Origin of the sequence: Fluviicola sp. (assembly GCF_039596395.1) — a bacterium.
Lineage (GTDB): Bacteria > Bacteroidota > Bacteroidia > Flavobacteriales_D > Crocinitomicaceae > Fluviicola.
In genome coordinates, this window is sequence record NZ_JBCNJT010000005.1 from 91817 (window position 1) to 112931 (window position 21115).

Annotated in this window: 19 protein-coding genes; 9 read left to right on the forward strand and 10 right to left on the reverse strand. The window is 41.9% G+C overall.

The annotated features are described in order from the left end of the window. Positions 1 to 6 precede the first annotated feature (6 nt). The 5 genes from ABDW02_RS19850 to ABDW02_RS19870 form a co-directional block, all read right to left on the reverse strand. Positions 7 to 1005 (reverse strand): family 16 glycosylhydrolase, encoded by a 999-nt coding sequence (locus ABDW02_RS19850; RefSeq protein ID WP_343637762.1) that lies wholly within the window; start codon positions 1003 to 1005, stop codon positions 7 to 9. A gap of 66 nt (positions 1006 to 1071) precedes the next feature. Beyond that, positions 1072 to 1944 carry a T9SS type A sorting domain-containing protein gene (locus ABDW02_RS19855; protein WP_343637764.1) on the reverse strand — a complete coding sequence of 291 codons (873 nt, stop codon included), beginning with the start codon at positions 1942 to 1944 and terminating at the stop codon, positions 1072 to 1074. A 92-nt stretch (positions 1945 to 2036) separates the two neighbouring features. Next, complete coding sequence (locus ABDW02_RS19860) at positions 2037 to 2735, reverse strand: NUDIX domain-containing protein (RefSeq protein WP_343637766.1); 699 nt, start codon at positions 2733 to 2735, stop codon at positions 2037 to 2039. Between the two features lie 4 nt (positions 2736 to 2739). After that, positions 2740 to 5031 carry a glycoside hydrolase family 3 N-terminal domain-containing protein gene (locus tag ABDW02_RS19865; RefSeq protein WP_343637768.1) on the reverse strand — a complete coding sequence of 764 codons (2292 nt, stop codon included), beginning with the start codon at positions 5029 to 5031 and terminating at the stop codon, positions 2740 to 2742. A gap of 40 nt (positions 5032 to 5071) precedes the next feature. Further along, positions 5072 to 5950 (reverse strand): ATPase, encoded by an 879-nt coding sequence (locus tag ABDW02_RS19870; protein ID WP_343637770.1) that lies wholly within the window; start codon positions 5948 to 5950, stop codon positions 5072 to 5074. Positions 5951 to 6057: 107 nt separating this feature from the next. Here ABDW02_RS19870 and zwf point away from each other — a divergent pair, with 107 nt between their 5' ends. The 8 genes from zwf (at position 6058) to ABDW02_RS19910 (ending at position 14227) form a co-directional block, all read left to right on the forward strand. Beyond that, positions 6058 to 7500 carry a glucose-6-phosphate dehydrogenase gene (gene zwf, locus ABDW02_RS19875; RefSeq protein ID WP_343637772.1) on the forward strand — a complete coding sequence of 481 codons (1443 nt, stop codon included), beginning with the start codon at positions 6058 to 6060 and terminating at the stop codon, positions 7498 to 7500. Beyond that, positions 7485 to 8165 (forward strand): 6-phosphogluconolactonase, encoded by a 681-nt coding sequence (locus ABDW02_RS19880; protein WP_343637774.1) that lies wholly within the window; start codon positions 7485 to 7487, stop codon positions 8163 to 8165. The genes zwf and ABDW02_RS19880 overlap by 16 nt, the downstream gene beginning before the upstream one ends. After that, entirely contained in the window at positions 8162 to 9961 is a 1800-nt protein-coding gene (edd, locus tag ABDW02_RS19885; protein ID WP_343637776.1) for a phosphogluconate dehydratase, read from the forward strand. The genes ABDW02_RS19880 and edd overlap by 4 nt, the downstream gene beginning before the upstream one ends. Positions 9962 to 9964: 3 nt before the next feature. After that, positions 9965 to 10531: a bifunctional 4-hydroxy-2-oxoglutarate aldolase/2-dehydro-3-deoxy-phosphogluconate aldolase gene (eda, locus tag ABDW02_RS19890; protein WP_343637778.1), complete on the forward strand. Its 567-nt coding sequence runs from the start codon at positions 9965 to 9967 to the stop codon at positions 10529 to 10531. A 17-nt stretch (positions 10532 to 10548) separates the two neighbouring features. After that, entirely contained in the window at positions 10549 to 11547 is a 999-nt protein-coding gene (gap, locus tag ABDW02_RS19895) for a type I glyceraldehyde-3-phosphate dehydrogenase (protein ID WP_343637780.1), read from the forward strand. A gap of 92 nt (positions 11548 to 11639) precedes the next feature. Continuing rightward, positions 11640 to 12155, forward strand: a complete 516-nt coding sequence (locus tag ABDW02_RS19900) for a transposase (RefSeq protein WP_343637782.1) — start codon at positions 11640 to 11642, stop codon at positions 12153 to 12155. 187 nt (positions 12156 to 12342) lie between these two features. Continuing rightward, a complete protein-coding gene (locus tag ABDW02_RS19905) occupies positions 12343 to 12885 on the forward strand; it encodes a hypothetical protein (RefSeq protein WP_343637784.1) in 543 nt (180 codons plus the stop codon). Next, positions 12866 to 14227, forward strand: coding sequence for a DGQHR domain-containing protein (locus ABDW02_RS19910; protein ID WP_343637786.1), 1362 nt, complete (start codon positions 12866 to 12868; stop codon positions 14225 to 14227). Before ABDW02_RS19905 ends, ABDW02_RS19910 begins: the two co-directional genes overlap by 20 nt. Positions 14228 to 14276: 49 nt before the next feature. On the opposite strand, the gene ABDW02_RS19915 is transcribed toward ABDW02_RS19910, so the two are convergent. From ABDW02_RS19915 to dndC, 5 genes are read right to left on the reverse strand one after another with little or no spacing between them, the layout of a single operon-like run. After that, positions 14277 to 14756, reverse strand: a complete 480-nt coding sequence (locus ABDW02_RS19915) for a hypothetical protein (protein WP_343637788.1) — start codon at positions 14754 to 14756, stop codon at positions 14277 to 14279. Continuing rightward, positions 14746 to 16413 (reverse strand): ATP-binding protein, encoded by a 1668-nt coding sequence (locus ABDW02_RS19920; RefSeq protein WP_343637790.1) that lies wholly within the window; start codon positions 16411 to 16413, stop codon positions 14746 to 14748. Before ABDW02_RS19920 ends, ABDW02_RS19915 begins: the two co-directional genes overlap by 11 nt. Then, complete coding sequence (locus ABDW02_RS19925; RefSeq protein ID WP_343637792.1) at positions 16410 to 16805, reverse strand: DndE family protein; 396 nt, start codon at positions 16803 to 16805, stop codon at positions 16410 to 16412. Before ABDW02_RS19925 ends, ABDW02_RS19920 begins: the two co-directional genes overlap by 4 nt. Next, positions 16789 to 18891, reverse strand: coding sequence for a DNA sulfur modification protein DndD (gene dndD, locus ABDW02_RS19930; RefSeq protein ID WP_343637794.1), 2103 nt, complete (start codon positions 18889 to 18891; stop codon positions 16789 to 16791). The genes ABDW02_RS19925 and dndD overlap by 17 nt, the downstream gene beginning before the upstream one ends. Continuing rightward, complete coding sequence (dndC, locus tag ABDW02_RS19935) at positions 18888 to 20255, reverse strand: DNA phosphorothioation system sulfurtransferase DndC (RefSeq protein WP_343637796.1); 1368 nt, start codon at positions 20253 to 20255, stop codon at positions 18888 to 18890. Before dndC ends, dndD begins: the two co-directional genes overlap by 4 nt. A 298-nt stretch (positions 20256 to 20553) precedes the next feature. On the opposite strand from dndC, the gene ABDW02_RS19940 reads away from it, so the two are divergent. Beyond that, a complete protein-coding gene (locus ABDW02_RS19940; protein WP_343637798.1) occupies positions 20554 to 20961 on the forward strand; it encodes a hypothetical protein in 408 nt (135 codons plus the stop codon). The last annotated feature ends 154 nt before the right edge of the window (positions 20962 to 21115 follow it).

The window sequence follows — 21115 nt, forward strand, 5'->3', positions numbered from 1 at the left end:
CTGTAGTTAATCGTGAATAAATTTCTCCCGCAAAATCTGGTTATCAGCGGTTTTCACTTCAATCAGGTAAGTTCCTGCAGGCAGCTGTTCCAGGGAAACAACGGCTGAAGTCCCGCGCTTGATTTCATTTCCGTCCACGCTATAGATCACATACGATTCAATCGGTGTTTCACTGTTCACAAGCAGTTCGTTGTGAGCAGGATTCGGAGAAAGTACTAACCCGGAAATAGCTGTTTCATCCAGGTGAAGCGACGTTTCTTTGTAAACACGGACATAATCGACCAGCATGGTAGCAGGAAAAACCGTATTCGCATCCGGGCTTCCCGGCCAGTTGCCGCCCACTGCAATGTTCAACAGGATAAAGAACGGATGGTGAAATTCTTCCACGGAAACAGAACCCGGCCCGATATTCTTGGAGAAATATTCCACTCCGTCTACATACCAGCGCATTTCACTTTCATCCCATTCTACCCCGTAGACATGAAAATCAGAAGGATCCACGTATTTATAATCGCCTTCATAAGCATGACCGTTGTTGTCGTAATGATAAGTACCATGCACTTTCAATTCTGTATTGACGCGTTCCATGATATCAATTTCTCCGCAGGCAGGCCAGCCTATACTGGTAATATTAGCCCCCAACATCCAGAAAGCAGACCAAATCCCTTTTCCGGAAGGCAATTTCATGCGCGCTTCGATCTTACCGTATTCCACATCGTAAAGACCTTGTGTTTTAATCCGGGAGGAAGTATAATCAGATCCGTTGTAGGGCTGATGCAATGCTTTGATGTGTAAATAACCCGTGTCGACGAAAATATTGTTGGGACTGGCGGTGTAATACTGCAATTCAAAATTTCCCCAGCCGTCGGTACCCGTACCGATTTCATACTGCCAGTTGGCATTGCTCAAGGAACTTCCTGAAAACTCGTCGCTCCAAACCAAATTCCATAGCTGACCGAAAGAAACGGCAGGAATGAATCCAAAAATGAGTAGTAATTTTTTCATAAGCGTTTATAAAAAAGGGGAGAATATTCTCCCCGTTCGTTCAGTAATCGCTGTAATTGGCAATGACTATTTTTTCGTAAATCGTGAAGTTTTCATGTCCGAACCTGTCGTAACATGTAGCATGTAAACGCCTGATGTCAACCCCGAAACATCAATACCATTGGCTGAAACCTGGTTGCTGCTATAAACCGTATGACCGGCAATATCCGTAATTGTAATACCATCAACAGCAGCATCACTGGCAACGTAAACCAGATCCGTTGCAGGATTCGGGTAAACGCGGATGGAATTTTTCTCTCCTTCAGTGATTCCTGCAGTACTTTGAACACCGATTACGATACTTCCCAAAGCAGCTTCATTCGCCGGATTTGCATTTCTTCCGTAGATCGTAAATCCGTATTGAATGATCATTCCAACCGGTAATTCTCCTGCTGTTGCACTTACAGTAAAATGCCCGCTAGCCGGAATATTGAACGTTTTTCCCGGAATGGTATTTACATATCCGTTTGTAGAATCCAATGCGTTGATGTAAAATTTCGCTTCGTACTTTGTAAGGTCCAGGTTATTGGAAAGCACGTCTCCCTGGAACGTCAAAGCATTACCGTTAAATGTTGGTCCCGGCTCCACATACGTAGAAGCACTGATATATTTCGCACCTTCACCTGTTGACTGGTCTACCCAGTAAGCATCCGTAGGATCTGCTGCATATAAGTTAAAGTTCGGTTGCAAAGTCATGGTATTTGCACCTGTATTAATAGTGGTTTGCAAATCTGCAATTCCCCACTGAGAACCCCATAAATAACCTCCTCCGTTTGCAGGAGTTTCGAAAACATTTACATAGCCAACCCACGAATCATTTGCGCTGAACGTGACGTTGTTCTGTGCCAAACCGGCAGAGGAAATCATGGAGATCGATAGAATAGCATAAAGTTTTTTCATAACATATTAATTTAGTATGAAATAAATATAATTGTATTTTTTACAATAAGCAAAAAAACACATTAATTTTTACGCTAATTCTAATTTTTGTACTAGATTCTAAAGAAGAAATCATCTTCCTCCGTCAACTCCTTGTAGCGTTTAAAGTCGAATCGGAACAAAGTAGCCGGACGATGCTTGACATTGATCTGTTTTTCATGCAGTTTCACCAACGGCAGCGGCTTGATTTTCTTTCTGAAATTTGCTTTGTCCATCTCCACATCAAAGGCATATTCATACAATTGCTGCATTTCGTTGAGGGTAAATTTAGCAGGAAGCAAATCGAAACAAATCGGTTCGCGTTGCAGCTTTTGTTTCAGCATGTCGAAAGTAGATTCCAGGATCAGATTGTGGTCGAAAGCCAACTGGGGTAATTTTTTAATAGACACCCATCTCACTTCTTCCGCCCAGGAAGCAGCCTCCACATTTAAATCGTCAATTTTCACCAATGCAAAATAAGCACTGGTAATGACACGTCCCTGCGGGTGTCGGTTCGGTTTCCCGAAAGTTTCACCCTGGTGCAATTCGATGCCATTCAGTTTAGTCAGCTCCGTCAATATCCGCGATGCAGCATCCGGAAGGTCTTCATCCGGATAAACCAAATCTCCCGGAATAGCCCATTCACCCAGATAAGGCTCCATGGCACGCTTGATCAACAGAACTTTAATTTCTCCTTCGCGGTACCCGAAGATGACACAATCCAACGAAAAGGAATAGGAGAAAAAATTATCAAACTTGATTTTATATGACATCGGACTAATTTAATTCAAAATTAGAAATTAGTTTATTGATTCTCACACTAAATGTTCCCGGCTCGGAAATCCACTTCCCATCCGTGTCCGCAAATTTTAAATCATCCGGCTTAATCTGGAATTGAACGGTTTTTGTTTCTCCGGGTGCCAATTCTATTTTTTGGAATGCTTTTAAGGATTTTCCTGCTGGAACAAGGGATGCAAATTCGTCTGAAAGGTAGAACTGCACCACTTCTTTTCCGGCAACCTTCCCGGTGTTTTTAACTTCAACGGAAACGGTGATACTCTCTGATTTTGTCACCGATTTCTTACTTAAAACCAGGTTGGAATACTCGAACGACGTGTAGCTCAATCCAAAACCGAAATCCCATTGCGGATCGTAGGCATCAAATCCGTTTTTATGGCGGTCCACACTTCTCGGATGGTCGTAGAATTCAACCTGTCCGTCGTATTTCTGATAAGTATAAGGCAACTTCCCGGAGAAATTCACTTCCCCGTAAAGCAAATCCACCAACGCCTCCGCCCCGAAATCTCCCGGCAGGTAAGTCTGCACGATCGCCGAAGCATCCGGAACGATATCCCGGATAATGCGCGGCCTTGCTTCCGCCAGCACCAGCACAACCGGTTTTCCGGTAGCGTAAGCCTCTTTTGCAAGCTGCTGTTGTTCCGGAAGCAGGTTTAAGGAACGGATATCTCCGGGTTTTTCCGTAGCAGGGTATTCTCCCAAACAAAGAACAATAACGTCGCTGGTTGCAGCTTTCGACTTAAAGTCTTCCATTCCAACCAGGTGAGCCGCTTCGTACCCATTTTCAGTTACGAGCTTGCATCCTTCGCTGTAAGCCACATTTTCTTTCCCCAATACCTTTTGGAATTCTTCCAGAATAGAAGTTCTTCCGGCAGTATTAAAACTCTGGTTGTCTCCCTGCCAGGTATGTGTCCAGGCACCGTTCAGGTACATGAGGTTGTTGGCAGCAGGGCCGCTCACCAACACTTTCTGACTCTTTTTTAACGGGAGGATTTCTTCCTTGTTCTTCAATAAAGTAATGGATTCCTGTGCCGCAGTCAAAGCAGCCTGCTGGTGCTTCACAGATGCAAATTCCGGGTATTTCTTCGCCTGGTTCATATTTTTCTCGTATAATCCAAGCAGTATTTTCACTCTCAAAATGCGTCGGACAGCATCATCCAGACGGGCCATCGGAATACTTCCTTCATTGACCGCTTCCGTCATCAGTTTGCAGTATTCCTGGTAGTACGGAGCGTAAGGCACCATACTCATATCCACACCTGCATTGATCGCCTGAACAATTCCGGCTTTGGTGGTTTCCGCTGTGCGGTGAACGGTATTCAGCATCAGGAAATCTTCCCAGTCTGACACGGCAAAACCTTCAAAATTCCATTCTCCCTTCAATACTTCTGTCAATAAATGATAGTTGGCATGCCCGGGAATACCGTTCACTGTTCCGCTATTGATCATGACAGTCAGCGCACCTTCTTTCGTGGCTGCTTCAAAAGCCGGCAGGTACAATTCACGCATGTATTTTTCAGGGATCCATCCCGGAGTACGGTCCCTTCCGCTAATCGGGCTGCTGTATCCTACAAAATGCTTCATGCAGGAAGCCACGTGATACGCATCAATTTTAGGGCTTCCCTGGTATCCCTTGATAATCTTCTGACCCAAAACGGAAGCCAGGTACGGATCTTCTCCCAGCGTTTCAAAAGTACGCGACCACAATGGCTGACGTGCCAGGTCCAGAACCGGGGAAAAATTCCAGTGGATTCCCGAAGCTCTGCATTCATACGCTACGATTTCACCGAATTGCTCGGCCAATGCCGGGTTCCAGGTTGCTGCCAACCCGATTTCCTGCGGAAAAAGCGTTCCTCCGATCGTATAATTGACCCCGTGAATGGCATCAATACCGTAAATAATTGGTGATTTGGATTGTTTTGTCAGGTAGGGATCGTGAACCAGTTTCATCACTTCCTCCCATTCTTTCAAGGACAAAGTGTGCCAGCCTACATTCAGCACGGAACCTACCCCGTATTGAACAATGGCTTCCTGTACCTTTTTAGGATCCACGGAAACCGGCTCTATGACTTTTCCTTCGCTGTCGGTTTTCAACAGCACATCCAGTGTGACCTGGCAGGTTTGCCCCACCTTTTCATGCACACTCATGGATTTTAATAACTCCTCAATTTTTTGTTCGATTTCAGGGGTGCTGATGCTTTGTGCCTTTTGTGTCCAGCCAAAGAAAGCAGACAGGCCAAATAAAGTAGCAATAACAATTCTCTTATTCATAGTATTCAATTCGATTAATAGCTAAATGCGTGCAGGGAACTCAGCCCATTTTTTTAATGAAGGATTTACTGAATTCCAGTTCCGACAACCGCTCGTGGTACTGAACCAAATGTTCCAGCGGACGGCGGATAATCCTTCCCACCTTAATCCCGTTCTTTTCACAAACTTCATGCAGTTCATCCTGGAGCAAGCTGGCCACCGACCCTACAAAATTCACCTCCACATCCCGGTAATTCTCATAACATTTCACGTGAACATCGATAAAATCCTGGAAAGCCGATTCAATCAACCGCTGTGAATAGCTCAAATTCTTATAGTGAACCAATGTTTTCATAAAAGAAGCAATATAGACATTGGCATCCGGCTTGCGGTATACATTTTCGAAAATGACTTCTTTCGTAATCTGCTGAGCCTCCAGGTCCTGCGCAATCGTATCCGGCAGGCGCTTGTACAGATAATCAGAAATCAACTTTTTACCTAAATAGCAGCCGCTACCCTCATCGCCCAGTATATAACTCAATGCCGGCACTTCTTCAGACACGCTGACCCCGTCATAATAACAGGAATTGGATCCCGTTCCCAAAATACAGGCAATTTCTGGTTTCCCGCTGTAACAGGCATACGCGGATGCAGCAAGGTCGTGATTCACATATATTTTAGCGTTTGTAAAAAAAGCTGCAAGTCCTTTTTCTATGATCCGATTCAAATGAGGACTGGAACATCCTGCGCCGTAAAAAAACAATTGTTCCACTTTTTCCTTGATCAAATCCAGTTCCAGGTGATCGTGCAGCTCCAACAGGATATCTTCCTTACTGTGAAAATAAGGATTGAACCCCTTCGTGTTGTACGCCATTTTAACACCATCACCTACCACCATCCAATCGGCTTTGGTTGATCCGCTTTCAACAACTATAAACATTTCATATTATATTTCATGGTTTATATCTCAAATGTAACAAAAAATTAATAGTTATTGTTAATTTTACTAAAAGTGTTTACATTTGATAGAAAATTTTGAAATTCACTATGACAGCAAATCAACTCACAGCGGACATTACTTCATTCAACCTCGTTATTTTCGGAGGCGATGGAGATTTGGCCCGCCGCAAAATTATTCCGGCACTTTACTACCGGTTTGCCGACAATCAATTGCAGGTTGATTTTAATCTGTTTTGTATTTCCAGGAGCCATTCCGATGAAAATGCGTTTAAAAAACAGCTGCTGGAATTCATAGACGGTCCGGATAAGCTTGTAGACAAGTTTATGAAACAGGTGGTTTTTATGCACATTCCGCAAAATGACGTGGAAAATTATTCGGTGCTGAAAAACGCCCTGGATAAAAATCCCGATTTCCAGCGCATATTCTACCTTTCGGTGCCTTCCTCGGCATTCCCGGAAATCTGCGACACCATGCTGGCCGCTGATCTGATCCGTGAAAGCAGCAAAGTAGTATTGGAGAAACCGCTCGGCCATGATTTGAAATCAAGTATCGAGATCAATAGTGTCATTTCAAAAGCATTTAAAGAATCCCAGATCTTCCGGATCGATCACTACCTGGGAAAAGAAACTGTGCAGAACCTGATGGTATTGCGTTTTGCCAATCACTTGTTTGAACGTGCCTGGAATGCCGAAAACATCGAAAACATTCAGATAACGGTAGCAGAGTCGATCGGAGTGGAAAAACGCGGTGCTTTTTACGACAAAACAGGAGCATTGCTGGACATGGTGCAAAATCACCTGTTGCAGCTGCTTTGCCTGATCGCTATGGAACCGCCTTTCAGCCTGGACCCGGATGCCGTGCGCAATGAAAAACTGAAAGTCCTGAAATCACTGCGTCCTTTTACCAAAGAAATGCTGCGCACGGAAATTGTTCGCGGACAGTATACCCGAGGAACAGTAGACGGTAAAAAAATCCATTCCTACCTGGAAGATATCGACGCTTACGAATCCGATACGGAAACGTTTGTAGCCATGAAAGTGCACATTGACAACTGGCGCTGGAAAAACACTCCTGTTTACCTGAGAACAGGGAAACGCATGAAAAAAAGGTATTCCGACATCGTTATCAACTTCAAGGAATTGCCTCACAACATTTTCCCGGATTCCAAATACCCGTTACAAAACAAACTCATCATCCGCCTGCAACCCGAAGAACGGATCGAACTGGTGCAATTAAGTAAAATTCCCGGACCTGGCGGATATCGTTTTAAACCCATATCTTTAAAGCTAGACTTCATGGATTCGTTCAAAGACCGGATGCCGGATGCTTATGAACGATTGATCATTGATGTGATCCGGGGCAATCAGACCCTGTTTATGCGTCACGATGAATTAATGGCAGCCTGGGAATGGATCGAATCCATCAACAAACATTGGCAAAAAGAGGTTCCGATTCATTTGTATGAATCCGGAAGCTGGGGCCCGGGAGATTTTATTTTAGACAACGGCACAAGATGGCAAACACATTAGACATCCATATTTTCGATCAAAAAAGTGATTTGATCCAACAAGTAACCCAATCCATCCTGGAAGACATCCGTCATTACGTCAATGTCTTTGGTGATGCCCGCATCCTGCTTTCCGGCGGAAGTACACCCGGGCCGGTTTATAAGGAATTGGACACGCATATAAGCAACCTGCAGGTAATTATCGGGTTGGTTGACGAACGTTATGTGGCTTTTGAAAGCGAATACAGCAACGAACGCCTCATCCGGGAATGTTTTCCGCAGTTGATGAATGTTTCGGGCAAACTGAAAGGAATGGTCTATGATCTGAACGATGAACACGCAAATATCGGGCGTGTTGCCGAAGAATACCGGATTTTTTCCGAGCGCACAGACATCGTTTTGCTGGGAATGGGTGAAGACGGACATTTTGCTTCGATTTTCCCCAATGATCCGGCCTCAGAGCTTGCATTGCAGGAAAGTAATCAGTCAATCCGTTCCACCAGAGCTCCCAATTACCCCAATCAGCGCATTACCTGGGATTTGAAAAGCCTCTGCCAGGCACGAACTGCCTATTTGGTCATTACCGGGGAAAAGAAACTGGACTTATTACTGGATTCAACGCTGAACCTGCCCATTCATCACTTATTACAAGCAAATCCAGAACTAAAAATTTATCATTCGAAATGACTATTCATCCAATAATACAGGAAGTTACAGAGCGTATCCGATTGCGCAGTGCTTCATCTCGGAACACCTACCTGGAACAGGTGAACAAAAACTTTAACCGGGACACGGGACGCAGAGGTTTAAGCTGCGGAAACCTGGCGCATGGCTTTGCGGGATGTGCGGCAGATGAAAAAGCCGTAATCGCAGCCGGAACCGAACCGAACATGGGAATCATCACGGCTTATAACGACATGTTATCTGCACACAAACCTTATGAAACATACCCGGAAGAATTCCGCAAATACGCCAAAGAATTCAATGCTACCGTGCAGGTTGCAGGAGCAACTCCGGCTATGTGCGACGGCGTTACGCAGGGAATGGAAGGCATGGACCTGTCATTACTCAGCCGGGATGTCATCGCTTTATCAGCAGCCATCGGATTGTCGCACAGCATGTTTGACGGTGTTTTCAACTTCGGAATTTGTGATAAAATTGTTCCGGGACTCATGATCGGGAATTTAAGCTTCGGCCATCACCCGGTGGTTTTTGTTCCTGCAGGCCCCATGCCGAGTGGTATTTCAAACGATGAAAAAGCACGCATCCGCCAGGATTTTGCAGAAGGTAAAATCGGGCGCGAAGAATTATTGAAAGGAGAAGCAGATTCCTACCATTCACCGGGAACATGTACCTTTTACGGAACAGCAAACAGCAACCAGATGCTGATGGAAATCATGGGCATGCAGCTTCCGGGATCCAGTTTTGTGAATCCGGGAACAAAGATGCGGGCAGCACTCAATCACGCAGCCGTGAAAACACTGACTGAAAATATCCGGCTGAAGGACATTTCACGCTCCATCGGGTATATCATCGACGAAAAAGCCATCGTAAACGGAATTATCGGGCTGTTGGCTACCGGCGGTTCCACCAATCATACCTTGCATTTGATCGCCATGGCAAAAGCAGCCGGGATCCACATCACCTGGGACGATTTTTCCGTACTTTCGGAAGTCATTCCGTTGATTTGCCGCGTTTATCCGAACGGAGCCGCAGACGTTAACCATTTTCATGCCGCAGGCGGAATGGCATTCGTCATCAAGACCTTGTTGAAAAATGGTTTGCTTCATGAAGATGTCAACACCATCCTGGGAAAAGGCTTGTCGAAATACACCAAAGAACCCAAACTGATCAACAAAGTCATTGTTTACGTAGAAGGACCGGAAGCTTCCCTCAACGAAAGCGTGGTTCGAAGTGCCGAAAACCCGTTCCAGGAAACCGGCGGATTGAAAGTCCTGAACGGAAACCTTGGAGTATCGGTCATCAAAACATCCGCTGTAGATCCTTCTCACCATCATGTAGAAGCTCCGGCAATCGTATTTGACGACCAGGACGACCTGATTGCAGCATTTAAAAAAGGAGAACTGGAAAAAGACTTCATCGCGGTAATCCCGTTCCAGGGACCGAAACAAAAAGGGATGCCCGAGTTGCATAAATTGACACCGACCCTGACAATCCTTCAGAAAAGAGGATTTAAAGTAGGTTTGGTAACCGACGGAAGAATGTCGGGAGCATCCGGGAAAGTTCCCGCTGCTATTCACGTGACACCGGAAGCCGCAAATGGCGGGCCTATCGGAAAAATCCAAACAGGAGACTGGATTTCCCTGGACGGAACAAATGGTCATTTGGAATGTAAAACACCCGGATTTTTGGACCGGGAAACACGCTCGGTGGTTTATCACGACGACAGTCACGGCCGCCAGTTATTTAAGAACCTCAGAAGCCTCATTTCCTCCAGCGATGAAGGGGCCGGAATACTTTAAGCAATGAGCACACAATTTGATATCGAACACATACTGAACCGGAATGAGTTGATTCCTGTTGTTACGATCAACGCCTTATCCGAAGTGGACAGCGTGTATGAACAACTGAAGGCAAACAACATTTCGTGCATTGAGATTACTTTGAGAACTGCCGTTTCCTGGGACGCTATTCAATTATTCAAAGAACGTTACGGAGATCACTTCAGTGTTGGGGTCGGGACGATTAAATCGGTTGTCGACATAGAAAAATGCCAGGCATTGAAAGTCGATTTCCTGGTCAGCCCGGGAATTTCTGACTCGATGATTCCTGCATTAAACACCTGCGGAATCCCATTCCTTCCGGGCGTTGCTACACCAAGCGACATCATCCGCGGACTGGAAGCAGGCTGGAAATACTTCAAATTTTTTCCGGCAGACCTCTTCGGCGGGATCAAAGCATTGAAGACTTACGGCAGTGTATTCAGCGAAGCAAAATTCTGCCCTACCGGCGGAATCAACGAAGCCAATTACAAAGAATTTCTGATGCTGGACAATGTGCTTGCAGTCGGAGGTTCGTGGCTAGTCAAATAACTTAAACCCATTTACAAATGATCAAAATTGGAATAAACGGATTCGGAAGAATTGGCCGCCTGGTTTTCCGGATCGCGGCAAGCAGAGAAGATATGGAAGTAGTAGCTATCAACGACCTCGTTGAACCCGACTACCTGGCTTACATGCTGAAATACGACTCCACACACGGAGCATTTAAAGGAGAAGTGGAAGCACATGCCGACCATTTGGTAGTGAACGGCAAAAAAATACGCGTAACCGCCGTTAAAAACCCGGAAGAACTGAACTGGGGAGCCGTTGGTGCGGATTATGTGGTAGAAGCAACCGGTTTATTTTTAACCGCTGAAACTGCCGGAAAACATTTGGTTGCCGGAGCAAAAAAAGTGGTAATGACCGGTCCTTCCAGTGATAGCACACCGATGTTCGTCATGGGAGTCAACCAGCATACCTACAAACCGGAAATGAACATCGTTTCGAATGCATCCTGCACCACCAATTGCCTGGCTCCGCTTGCCAAGGTAATTCACGAATCATTCGGTATCGAAGAAGGATTGATGACCACCGTCCACGCCATCACAGCCACGCAAAAAACCGTCGATTCGCCCTCAGCGAAAGACTGGAGATCAGGCCGTGGCGCCGGGCAAAACATTATTCCTGCCTCCACAGGAGCAGCGAAAGCCGTTACGAAAGTCATCCCGGAACTTGCAGGAAAATTAACCGGTACATCCTTCCGCGTTCCCGTACCCGACGTTTCCGTAGTGGACTTAACCGTGCGCCTGCAAAAAGCCGCAACCCTCGACGAGATCAACGCCAAAATAAAAGAATACGCAGCAGGTGAACTGAAAGGAATCCTTTCCTACACCGAAGACGCAGTAGTCTCCTCCGATTTCCTGGGCAACCCGCACACGTCCATCTACGACGCCGGTGCGTCCCTGGCCCTGAACGACCGGTTCGTGAAACTGATCGCCTGGTACGACAACGAATGGGGCTATTCGAACAAGGTGCTGGATTTGGTGAAATATATTGCTTTGCATTGACATTTAATCACACAGTAGGCACGCGATTAATCGCGTGCCTACTGTTTTTCAATGATCTTTTTTCCTAACTTATATAGGAAAGATCAAATCCAATGCATTACTACCCTATTCCAAGCAGCCGCAGTAAAAGATTATACGGTTACGATTACGGCAAGGCCGGAGCCTATTTTATAACGATCTGTACCAAAAACAGGTATCCGTTTTTTGGACATATTGAATCCGGTAAATTAAACTCGACAACCGCTGCAATCCTTACGCAAAACATTTGGGAACAAATTCCCTCCCAATTTCCATTCGTTGAATTGGACGAATTTGTGGTAATGCCTGACCATATCCACGGGATCATTATTATCCATGAACCCCAGGATCCTGTAGAATCGGAACAAAAAACAGGCGGCTTCGCCGGCCATCAAAACCCGATGCTTCACCAAAACCTATCCCGCATCATCCGTTGGTACAAAGGCCGATGCACCTTCGAAATCCGGAAATCGGATGCATCGTTCACATGGCAATCCAACTACCACGACCACATCATCCGCGATACCGAAGCCTATGATCGTATTTGCCAATACATCAAAGACAATCCGAAAAATCACACATCCAATTAACTAAATTCATCACTGTGGGCAAGTGATGAATTACAGTGGGCACGCGATTAATCGCGTGCCCACAGATTGCCCTCTCCCGATTGCGGAAAACCACATCCCACCAATGTGGTAAATACTGAAAATGAAGGCAAAAGGATCAACTAATTATCCCTTTCATTAGATTCGTAGCGAAACCTTATTGTTACGAATGAAAATTATGGATAACATTTCTGAAAATTCACCACTTGAAAAAGTTTCCAAATGGAATGAAATAGGACTATTTTTCAAAACGAGATCCAAAGAGCCGTGGCAGCATCCTGAATTCGTATTATACTTTATCTTTTTTGTTGTCATAATGGGTGGGATTAGTATTTGGGCCTCCTTATATATTGAATCTCATAATAAAGAATTCAATCACAACAATGTATTGACAAATATTTTTTCTTTTATAGTAGTTATAATTACTACTGGCTCCATTGAAATGGCTTTTGCAGGAAATAAGTACATCAAAAACCTATTATTTATAATCAGCGTGATAGTAACCTTATTATCAATTTTTACCTATTTAGCCTTTTTTAAAAGTCACAACCCAAATCTTTATTTTTTAGCCGTTCCATTCTTCATTTTTTCAATTTTCATTTGGTGGATCGCAAATGCTGAAAATGCAAATCTAACACAAGATTTCTTTGTTATTCAAAGTGATAGATCAAAAGAATTAAACAATAGTTTAGATGATTATGACAAGAAATAATAATCATGTTTTAAAAACTCAAAGAGTTTCACAAAACAATCAGGAGTTTTTGTTAGGAGTTTTTTGTATTGAAGACATTCTAAAATTTACAAGATATACCGAATATACGATTCTTGGATTCGATGAAAACAATGAAAATAAACCTATTACAAGAGAAGAGGTTCAAAGAAAATTAATTCCTTCTAAAATTAATTCGATAGTCGATTTTCTTATTCATGATCCAAATGCAATTTTCCCAACAAATCTGGTAATTTCGATCCCTAACCACGTAATTATTAGTCAAGTTGAAAATGAAAATACAGGAATCGTAGAAATTACATTAGACACCAAAGTTTTCAATGAAATAAATAAAATCAATAATTCTAGTAAAGGAGACATTTACTTATCAATCATTGATGGTCAACATAGAATAAAAGGAATTGAAAATGCAATAGAGTATTTTAAAAAAGAGATTACACTCAATGAAAATCTCTCAAGAACAAGCAAGAATAACACCCAATATCAACAATCTATTCTAGAGTTACGAAAAAAATTAAATATAATTAATAAGATTGAATTGCCGGTTACATTCTTTATCGATCCTGTTTTAGAGTATCAAGCAATGATATTTTCTACAATTAACCGTACCCAGACAAAAGTTCCCCCTGATTTAGTTTATAGTCTTTTTGGATTAACTAAAAATGACTCTCCGCAAAAAACAGTTTTAAGCATTGTTAATACTCTTAATGGAAGAGAAAATTCCCCTTTTTATAAGAGAATCAGATTAGCAGGATCCGGTTCAAAAGAAGCAATTGAATTTTACTCAAGCGGTAATCCAGTTTTATCACAAGCCACAATGGTAAAATCAATTTTAGAATTAATTTGTATTAGCAAACGAGAAGAAGAAATCGCTCGTCATCAGAATCGAAAATACTTTCTACAAAACAACACTTCTGAACACCCATTTAGGAGATACTATGCAAACGACAATGATGTTAGAATAATTCGAATAATTTTTGCTTTTTTTAGTGCCGTGAGAAACACCTTCACATATCAAAACCAATCACTTTGGGATTTTGAAACACATGACACCAGAAAACCAATGAATATTTTACAAACTACTTTAGGATTTACAGCTTTATTAGGAATTCTTAAAGAAACTCTTAAAAAAATTAAAGAAGAAGATAATGATAAAATAGAAGTTTATGAATCAATTCTCAGCAAAGCGAAAGACTTAGATTTTATAGACAACAATTCCCCTAAAAAATATCCTTATGCTTCAAAAACAAAATCGATTCTATATAATGACATTGGCGAGAAAATCTGGGGGAATTCATTTGAAAAACGTAAAATAATAGAATGAACTTGATAATCTTTTGTCCCAAAATTACCAGAAGAACCTATTTTAACAATCAAATGAAAGAATAAACATCATCTAATACTTGTTTAGCATACCCCCTTGCAAATTGCCAATCCGAATCCATGATTTTCGCTGGGGCGGTTCTCGTTGTATCTGAAATTATTCTATAATAATCAATATCATCATAGTACTTTTTGTAATAAGCCTCAAGCAATTCAGATCTTGACAAATATAATCTCTCATGCAATGCATGCTCAACAGCTTGAGTTATTACCCTCCACCTATTTTCTGGAAAACTTTCTCTTATTTCTGTTAATTCAACTGAAACAAAATGAACATTCTCAGAATACTCATCAAAATCAAGTCCCAATAATTGAATTTTCTTATAAAAATTACTTTTTTGATAGATATGCTGAACCCAACGAGAAATAGCAATTCTTTGAGTTTCACCAATGTACAAGACGTCCTTTGAGAAAATTAAGTAAACAAAAGAACCTTCAAGATCGTCTTTAATAAAGGCTCTAACCTTCATTATTAAATAAATTCCAGTTATTATTCACCCAATTATCCAATTGCTGTGACGATGATCGTAAGAATTTCTTAAAAATATTTAGTACTACGTCACCATCAACATCAGCAAATTTTTGTACCGTTTGGTTTTGCCCAACTGCAAGTGAGTGCAGGAGAGCTTCAAAAGATTGTCTTAATGGCGAATCGACCTCTAAATTATTTAGAACCAAATCATAGAAGGGGTGATTTTTATCAATTAAGACATAAGACCCTTCTAAGCTATCCATACCTACGTCCCAAAAGGTTCTATTTTTATTTCCATCCCAATATCTTACTCTTCTGAATCCCTCTTGTTGCTCCTCATCCTCATATCTCGGTTCAGTTTGTAATTCAAGATCTTTAGAATCATCTTCTATCAAGCTTTTACGTTTTTTCTTTTCTTCAGGATCTATCTGAACACTTTCATCCTCATCTTCTTCAAGTGTTGAATTCGTTGTGTTAAATTCCGCGCCCTCGGTTTCATGTTGCTTCAAACTCTTGACTAGAATGTCACACATCTCAAAAACTGTTTTGGATTGTGACCTTGGTACAGCGATTAACGTTCTTAGAAGTGCATCAACTTCTTCCGAAATTGTAAGATGTTGTTTGGAAACATCAACATCAAATAATTCATCGTGTTCCGTACTAAAAGACACTCTAACTCTAATCCCAAGTTCTCTATTAAGAAATAGCCCTGCTCCCCATTTAATTAGACGACCATTTCTATAAAAATAGAATCCACTATTAGTCAGACTTACATCATATTCCTTTATTCTTGCCTTTTCCTCAGCAGTAAATCCTGTAAAAGTTTTCATGCTGTCTTTTGGGAAAATCGTTGCCTGAATTTTAATTTTTTCCCCTGTAGGATTTATCGGATTTTCAAACTCAGTGTCCAAAACTCTACAATTCCTTTTACAATCATAAGTTTCTTGATTAAAACTCTGATAAGCATCATTCCAAAATAGAATATCCTTTGATTTGATCTCATTTTCTTTCAGAAGTGTACTATTGGAATCGAATACTTGTATATTAAAACTAACATCTGGTTTATCTAAAAATTCAGCATAAACAACACCTGCTTTTTTCATTAAATCCTCCATCAACTTAGAGGCGCTAACTCGACTAGTATAAATTAGATCATGAAAGGATATAACTGTTCCAGACTCGGGGGATTCCAAAAATTGCTTTTGTGTTTCATCGGCATCTTCATTAGCATAACCAAATACGCCCTCTTTTTTTATCAAATCCCGATCAAGAAAAAATTTTTGAGAAATTGCCGATCCTTTTACTTTACTAACGACCTCTATTCTCCTTCCAAGAGAAAACCCTGCTGACTTTAATCCTAAACCATACTTAGACAAGCTGTTATTTCCGTATTCTACATCCGAACCGAGTTCTAAAGCTTTTTTAATACCGTCTTCTGTCATACCCTTTCCATTATCTACAACAAATATCCGCTCAATATTTTTAGGATTATTTAAGGTAACGGAGTCTTTAAGGATGATCTTTACAGATATTTTCGTCGCATCAGCCATAAACGAATTATCAATTACATCCATTATTGCAGAAGTTGGATTATAACCGATTCGGGCAATTGCATCACAAATGCGATCAGGATTTATTGGTAAAGAATTGATCATACTAAAATCTTTAATTCATTATTAATTAATTCACTCAAAAAATCAAACCCATCTACATTCGTGCGTTCCTCCACTTCCTGGTTTAGCAAACGCAAGCCATGGTCTACATGCATTTTGATGTATTTGGCAATGTCCTTGTCCGTTTTGTACAATTGGTAGTGCGTACAGATCATACCTACATAGATGTCGGCGTATTCACCAAACAATACCGCCCTGGAATATTCTTTCCCGGAAGAGTTCTCGATGTCTTTTAGGTCCAGTTTTTCGCCTTTCGACAAGGAATAGGAAAAGGCAATGCGCGCAATGAGATTTTCGGCTCCGAGATTCAAACGGCGGGTGAGCTGCGTTATCGTTTCTTTGTTTTCCAAACTGGTTTTAATCTGCGTGAACATGGTCTTCCAGTTTTAAGGTGTGAAACAATTCTCCGGCGGCTACTTGTTTGAACACAGAGCTATTTTCGCGGTTCTCGATCAGGTACACTTGGTCGATATGCGGTTTCAGGTATTCGTATTCCGTTTCCGACAATTCCTTTTCCAACAATGGAAACAACACCACTTGTTCGGAAATGGCCGGATAAAACTCCCGGATGATTTTGCGGGAATGCAGTTTATCAAACTTTTGAAGCGGGCTGTCAATGAATACCGGGAATTTAATGCCGGATTCATCTACCAATGCTTTCAACAAAGCAGTGGCATACAATTGCTGTTCTCCTTTCGAAAGCGAGTCTTTGTCTATAACCTGCCCTAGTTTATCCAATAAATCAATGTCCATGATTTCATCCTGGACGTTCACCCGAACATCGTGTACAAAATCATTTTTATGCAAAATTTTATTCAATCCAAGTAAAACAGACTTCTGCAACGCATATTTCTTGTCTTCCTTGATTCGTTTGATAATCGCCTGGATCTTTTCCAACGCAGCAACAGCCACACCGTGTTTCTTGCGGTCCATTTCAGCTACATTCAACTTCTTCTCATATTCGGAGAGTACTTTACTGGTGGAGGCAAGTCGTTGCTTGTAACTATCCAATTCTGCCTGGATTTTCCCTTTTTCGACTTGCAATTCTTCCAGTTTGAAATCAGCATTCTTTTTGTCGTCACGCAAACGCTGCACCAACGGATTGTCTTTGCGGGCCTCTGCCTGTTTGATCTTATGCATTGTACGGTTCAAAAGTGATCGGTTGATCTTTTCTTTCTGAACAACGTCTTCGAACTGGTTGGAAAAAGTTCCTTTGATGTGATTTAGAACTGCTTCAAAGTTCAGGAATTGTTCTTCTGAAAAATCTACTAATACCTGTGTGTTCGCCTGAGTTTCTCCCATCAATGCTTCTTTCTCAGATAATTGTTTTTGAACAGCTGTTTGCAGGTTTGTTTTCAAAGATTCATCCAATGTCAATGCATCGAAATTAGCCAATAAAACTTCTGAAAACGAACGTAATTCATCCAACAAAACTGCTTTGTGTACCGTTGTATTACCCGAATGATGCTCCGCATCCACCTGTTGTTTCAATTTCAGTAAGGCTGGTCCTGCAATCACCAAAGGAGCAATATCCAATAACTTACGCAATTTCCCTTTGAGTTCAGCAGAAGCATGTTTCAGTTCTTCTTGTTCTTGCTTCAATTCCAACAACTCTTCCAGTGTAATGGCATTCCCTTCACGGATCAGCTTTTCCTGGATAGATTCGGAACGGGTTTTGAAAATCTGGATCTCATTCTCCGTATCGGATAAATTTCCTTCACAACGCTCAATTTCTTTCAACAAATCGTCCTGATCATCAATCAAATCAATCAATTTGGTCTGTTGAGAAGCCGAAGCTCCGTCTCTCTTCAATTTGGAGATCAGCGTTTCCAGGTTTTTTTTCAAATCCTCATATTTCTTGATTCCCAACACTTCCGAATAAGCACGGCTTAAGTTCTTCAGTTCTTCATTGGTCTTCGCTTCTGCCAAGGAAACAATCTTTTCTGCATCGAAGAAAAAGAATTTGGCAATTTCTCGGGGCAGAATAAAGTCATTGATAAACACCTCGTATCCAACTTCTTTGGTCAATTCATTTTCCAGTCCGTCGATATATATTTTCAGGTCTTCCTGATGAGTTTTCAAATCATAAGAGCGCGATATCACGATGGATTCGCAGGGAATTGAAGGAACGGAAATATCCAGTAATTCAATCTCTACAGAAAAACGCGCACCGTCAATTTCCTTTTGTTCAAAGGAATTCCGAACTGATCGATTCATCAACGTTAACAGGAATTTATCGTATCCTCCGGCATTGCGAATGTCATTGCGGTACTTCTCTTCCACTTCGGCCATCATTTTGCCGTAAAATACCCAAACAAGCGATGTCAAAAAGGTAGTTTTACCAAAACCGTTTCTACCGGCTACAATACTGATATTCCGGTTGAGCTGCGGATCAAAAGAAACCGCATTCCGGTCTTTGTATACGCGAAAATTCGTGAGCGTAATCTGTTGAATTTTCATAGCTCCATTTCTTTAACAAATGTTTCGATCCGATTCTCTACATCGTTGTGCAATCCATATTTGGAAATCAATAATGATTTTGTCTTTTGCAACGTAATCAAATTATCAATCAAGCCGTAATATTCCGGTTCATCACCGCAAACTTCTTTTACAATTCTGCGTTCTGTTGCATCCAGCGCGTGAATTGTATTGGTTTCAATCTCCTTGTTATAAATTTCGCGGTACAAATTCCCCACATTGTATTCAAAAATACCTTCGCGTGTCCAGGTTACCTGAATAGCAATCAATTCCTGGTTGTTAATCAACACCAAATAAGGTCGCTCCTTCTGCATGGATTTTTGGATGGTCAGCAAGTCCCGAAGCATTTGATAACGATACAACGGGGTATAATTTCCGAAAAAGGTTCCGTCTTCTCTCACCGCTCCCTGGCCATTTCTTCTTGTATCCAACCGATTCTCAGAAATATTGCGACCTTCTACCATGCGATTTCTGAAATCCATCAACGGCTGCATCCATTGCTGGCCATTGTTTACCAATGCTGACATGGATTTATCACTCTTCACAACCGTACAAGTCCAGCATCCGAAACGTGATTGCCCGCAAGATGTATGTTCTTTATTCGTAACAACGGTCGGACATTCATAATCATCCGCGCTTGCATCTGCATAAATTTTGAAGAGAATCGAATTATCAAATCCCCATGGAGAAGGAACCACATTGATTATGTACCAAACTTCCTCAAGCATCAATTCCTTAATCGGCGCATACACATATGTATTTCCGGTAGTTTGATGCTTGGAAAGACGGCTTCCAGTTACTTCATGCTTACGGATAGAACGCTCACGTGTTTGACTTTCATCATAACGAGAACCTAATAAGACAATCGCTTCTCCTTTTTCGTCAATTTGTTCCAGCAAGAAATTACCGGTTGGCCTGATTTTCAACTTATCCGTGCACCATCTGAACGAGTTATTCGGAACCGGATATCCTTTTCCAATTACATTAATCCAGAATGTTTCATCGAGTTTTGGTGTAGTCTTTTTGACTATGATCGGTAAATTCTGATCTCTTGCAGATTCCGTAATTTGAGCCAAAACACCTTCTACGTAATTCGCAATAATCGGATTTTCAACCATGGTATCGTTACAAACCACATAAACGGGACGCTTCAATTGAAAAGGTGCTTCGTGATTTTCGCGGATTCTACGCAACGCAATCCAAACTAATGTCAATAAAACCGTTGAATCCTTACCCCCGCTGAAACCAATAATCCAAGGCCGGTGAAGATCACGAGCATACATGTACTGATCGATGATTTCATCAATAATGGCTTCTATTTTCTTGCTTTTTATTGCTTGGAACATAATTTCTAATCTAATATACAAAGTTAATCATCTGAAGTACGTAATCTACTTCCGTTCTGCTATAAGTTTCAACCATATATCAACAATTAATTCCATGCAACCAATCCACGGATTCATGACACCAATCTACCGGCTCATGACAAACGCCGGCTTTCGGTTGCTTAAACCCGCTACATTCGTTTCACACTATTCGCAATAACCTTTCAGACGGACGCGGCCGGTCCTGAGAGAGGAAAAATGAATAGTTGGCGTTTTCCGAAAAGCCTGAGAGTAGGAACCACACTTTAAACTATTCACTATGACAACAGCGACAGCTAATGCAAATGCACCTGAAACAATCCAATTGGGTAACGGTGCACAATTCTGGGTTTATTTATCCCCGGTGAACGACACTTCAAAAATGATCTCTACCTGGAGAGTAACTTTCTCACAAGGAGACTGGAGCGGAACAATTTCGAGCGAAAACCCGACGCAACAATTACAAACACCGAACCTTTCCGGAATTTTTGATATCAAAGTTGAATTATTGAGCGGTTCCACAGGAACATGGCGTCAGATTCCTCCGCAACAAGGAAGCACCAATGAAATCGGATGCAACAGCACGTGTTCATCCATGGTTGGTATCGTTGCAGACAGCACCAACCCGCCGATCGGAGCAATCAACGCACATTTCTGGACTACCTGGGATGCGCTATGCAAAATGTAAGTTCTCATATACGTTAGTTCTGGTTTAGATAAATGGCAGGGGTGCACTTAGTAGCGCCCCTGCTGTATTTTAGGTCATTGGAACGCGGACCAAATAGCAACCACCGGAGCGGTAAAGGAAACTGTACCAACTATTCTGCGTACCTTCGCAGAAA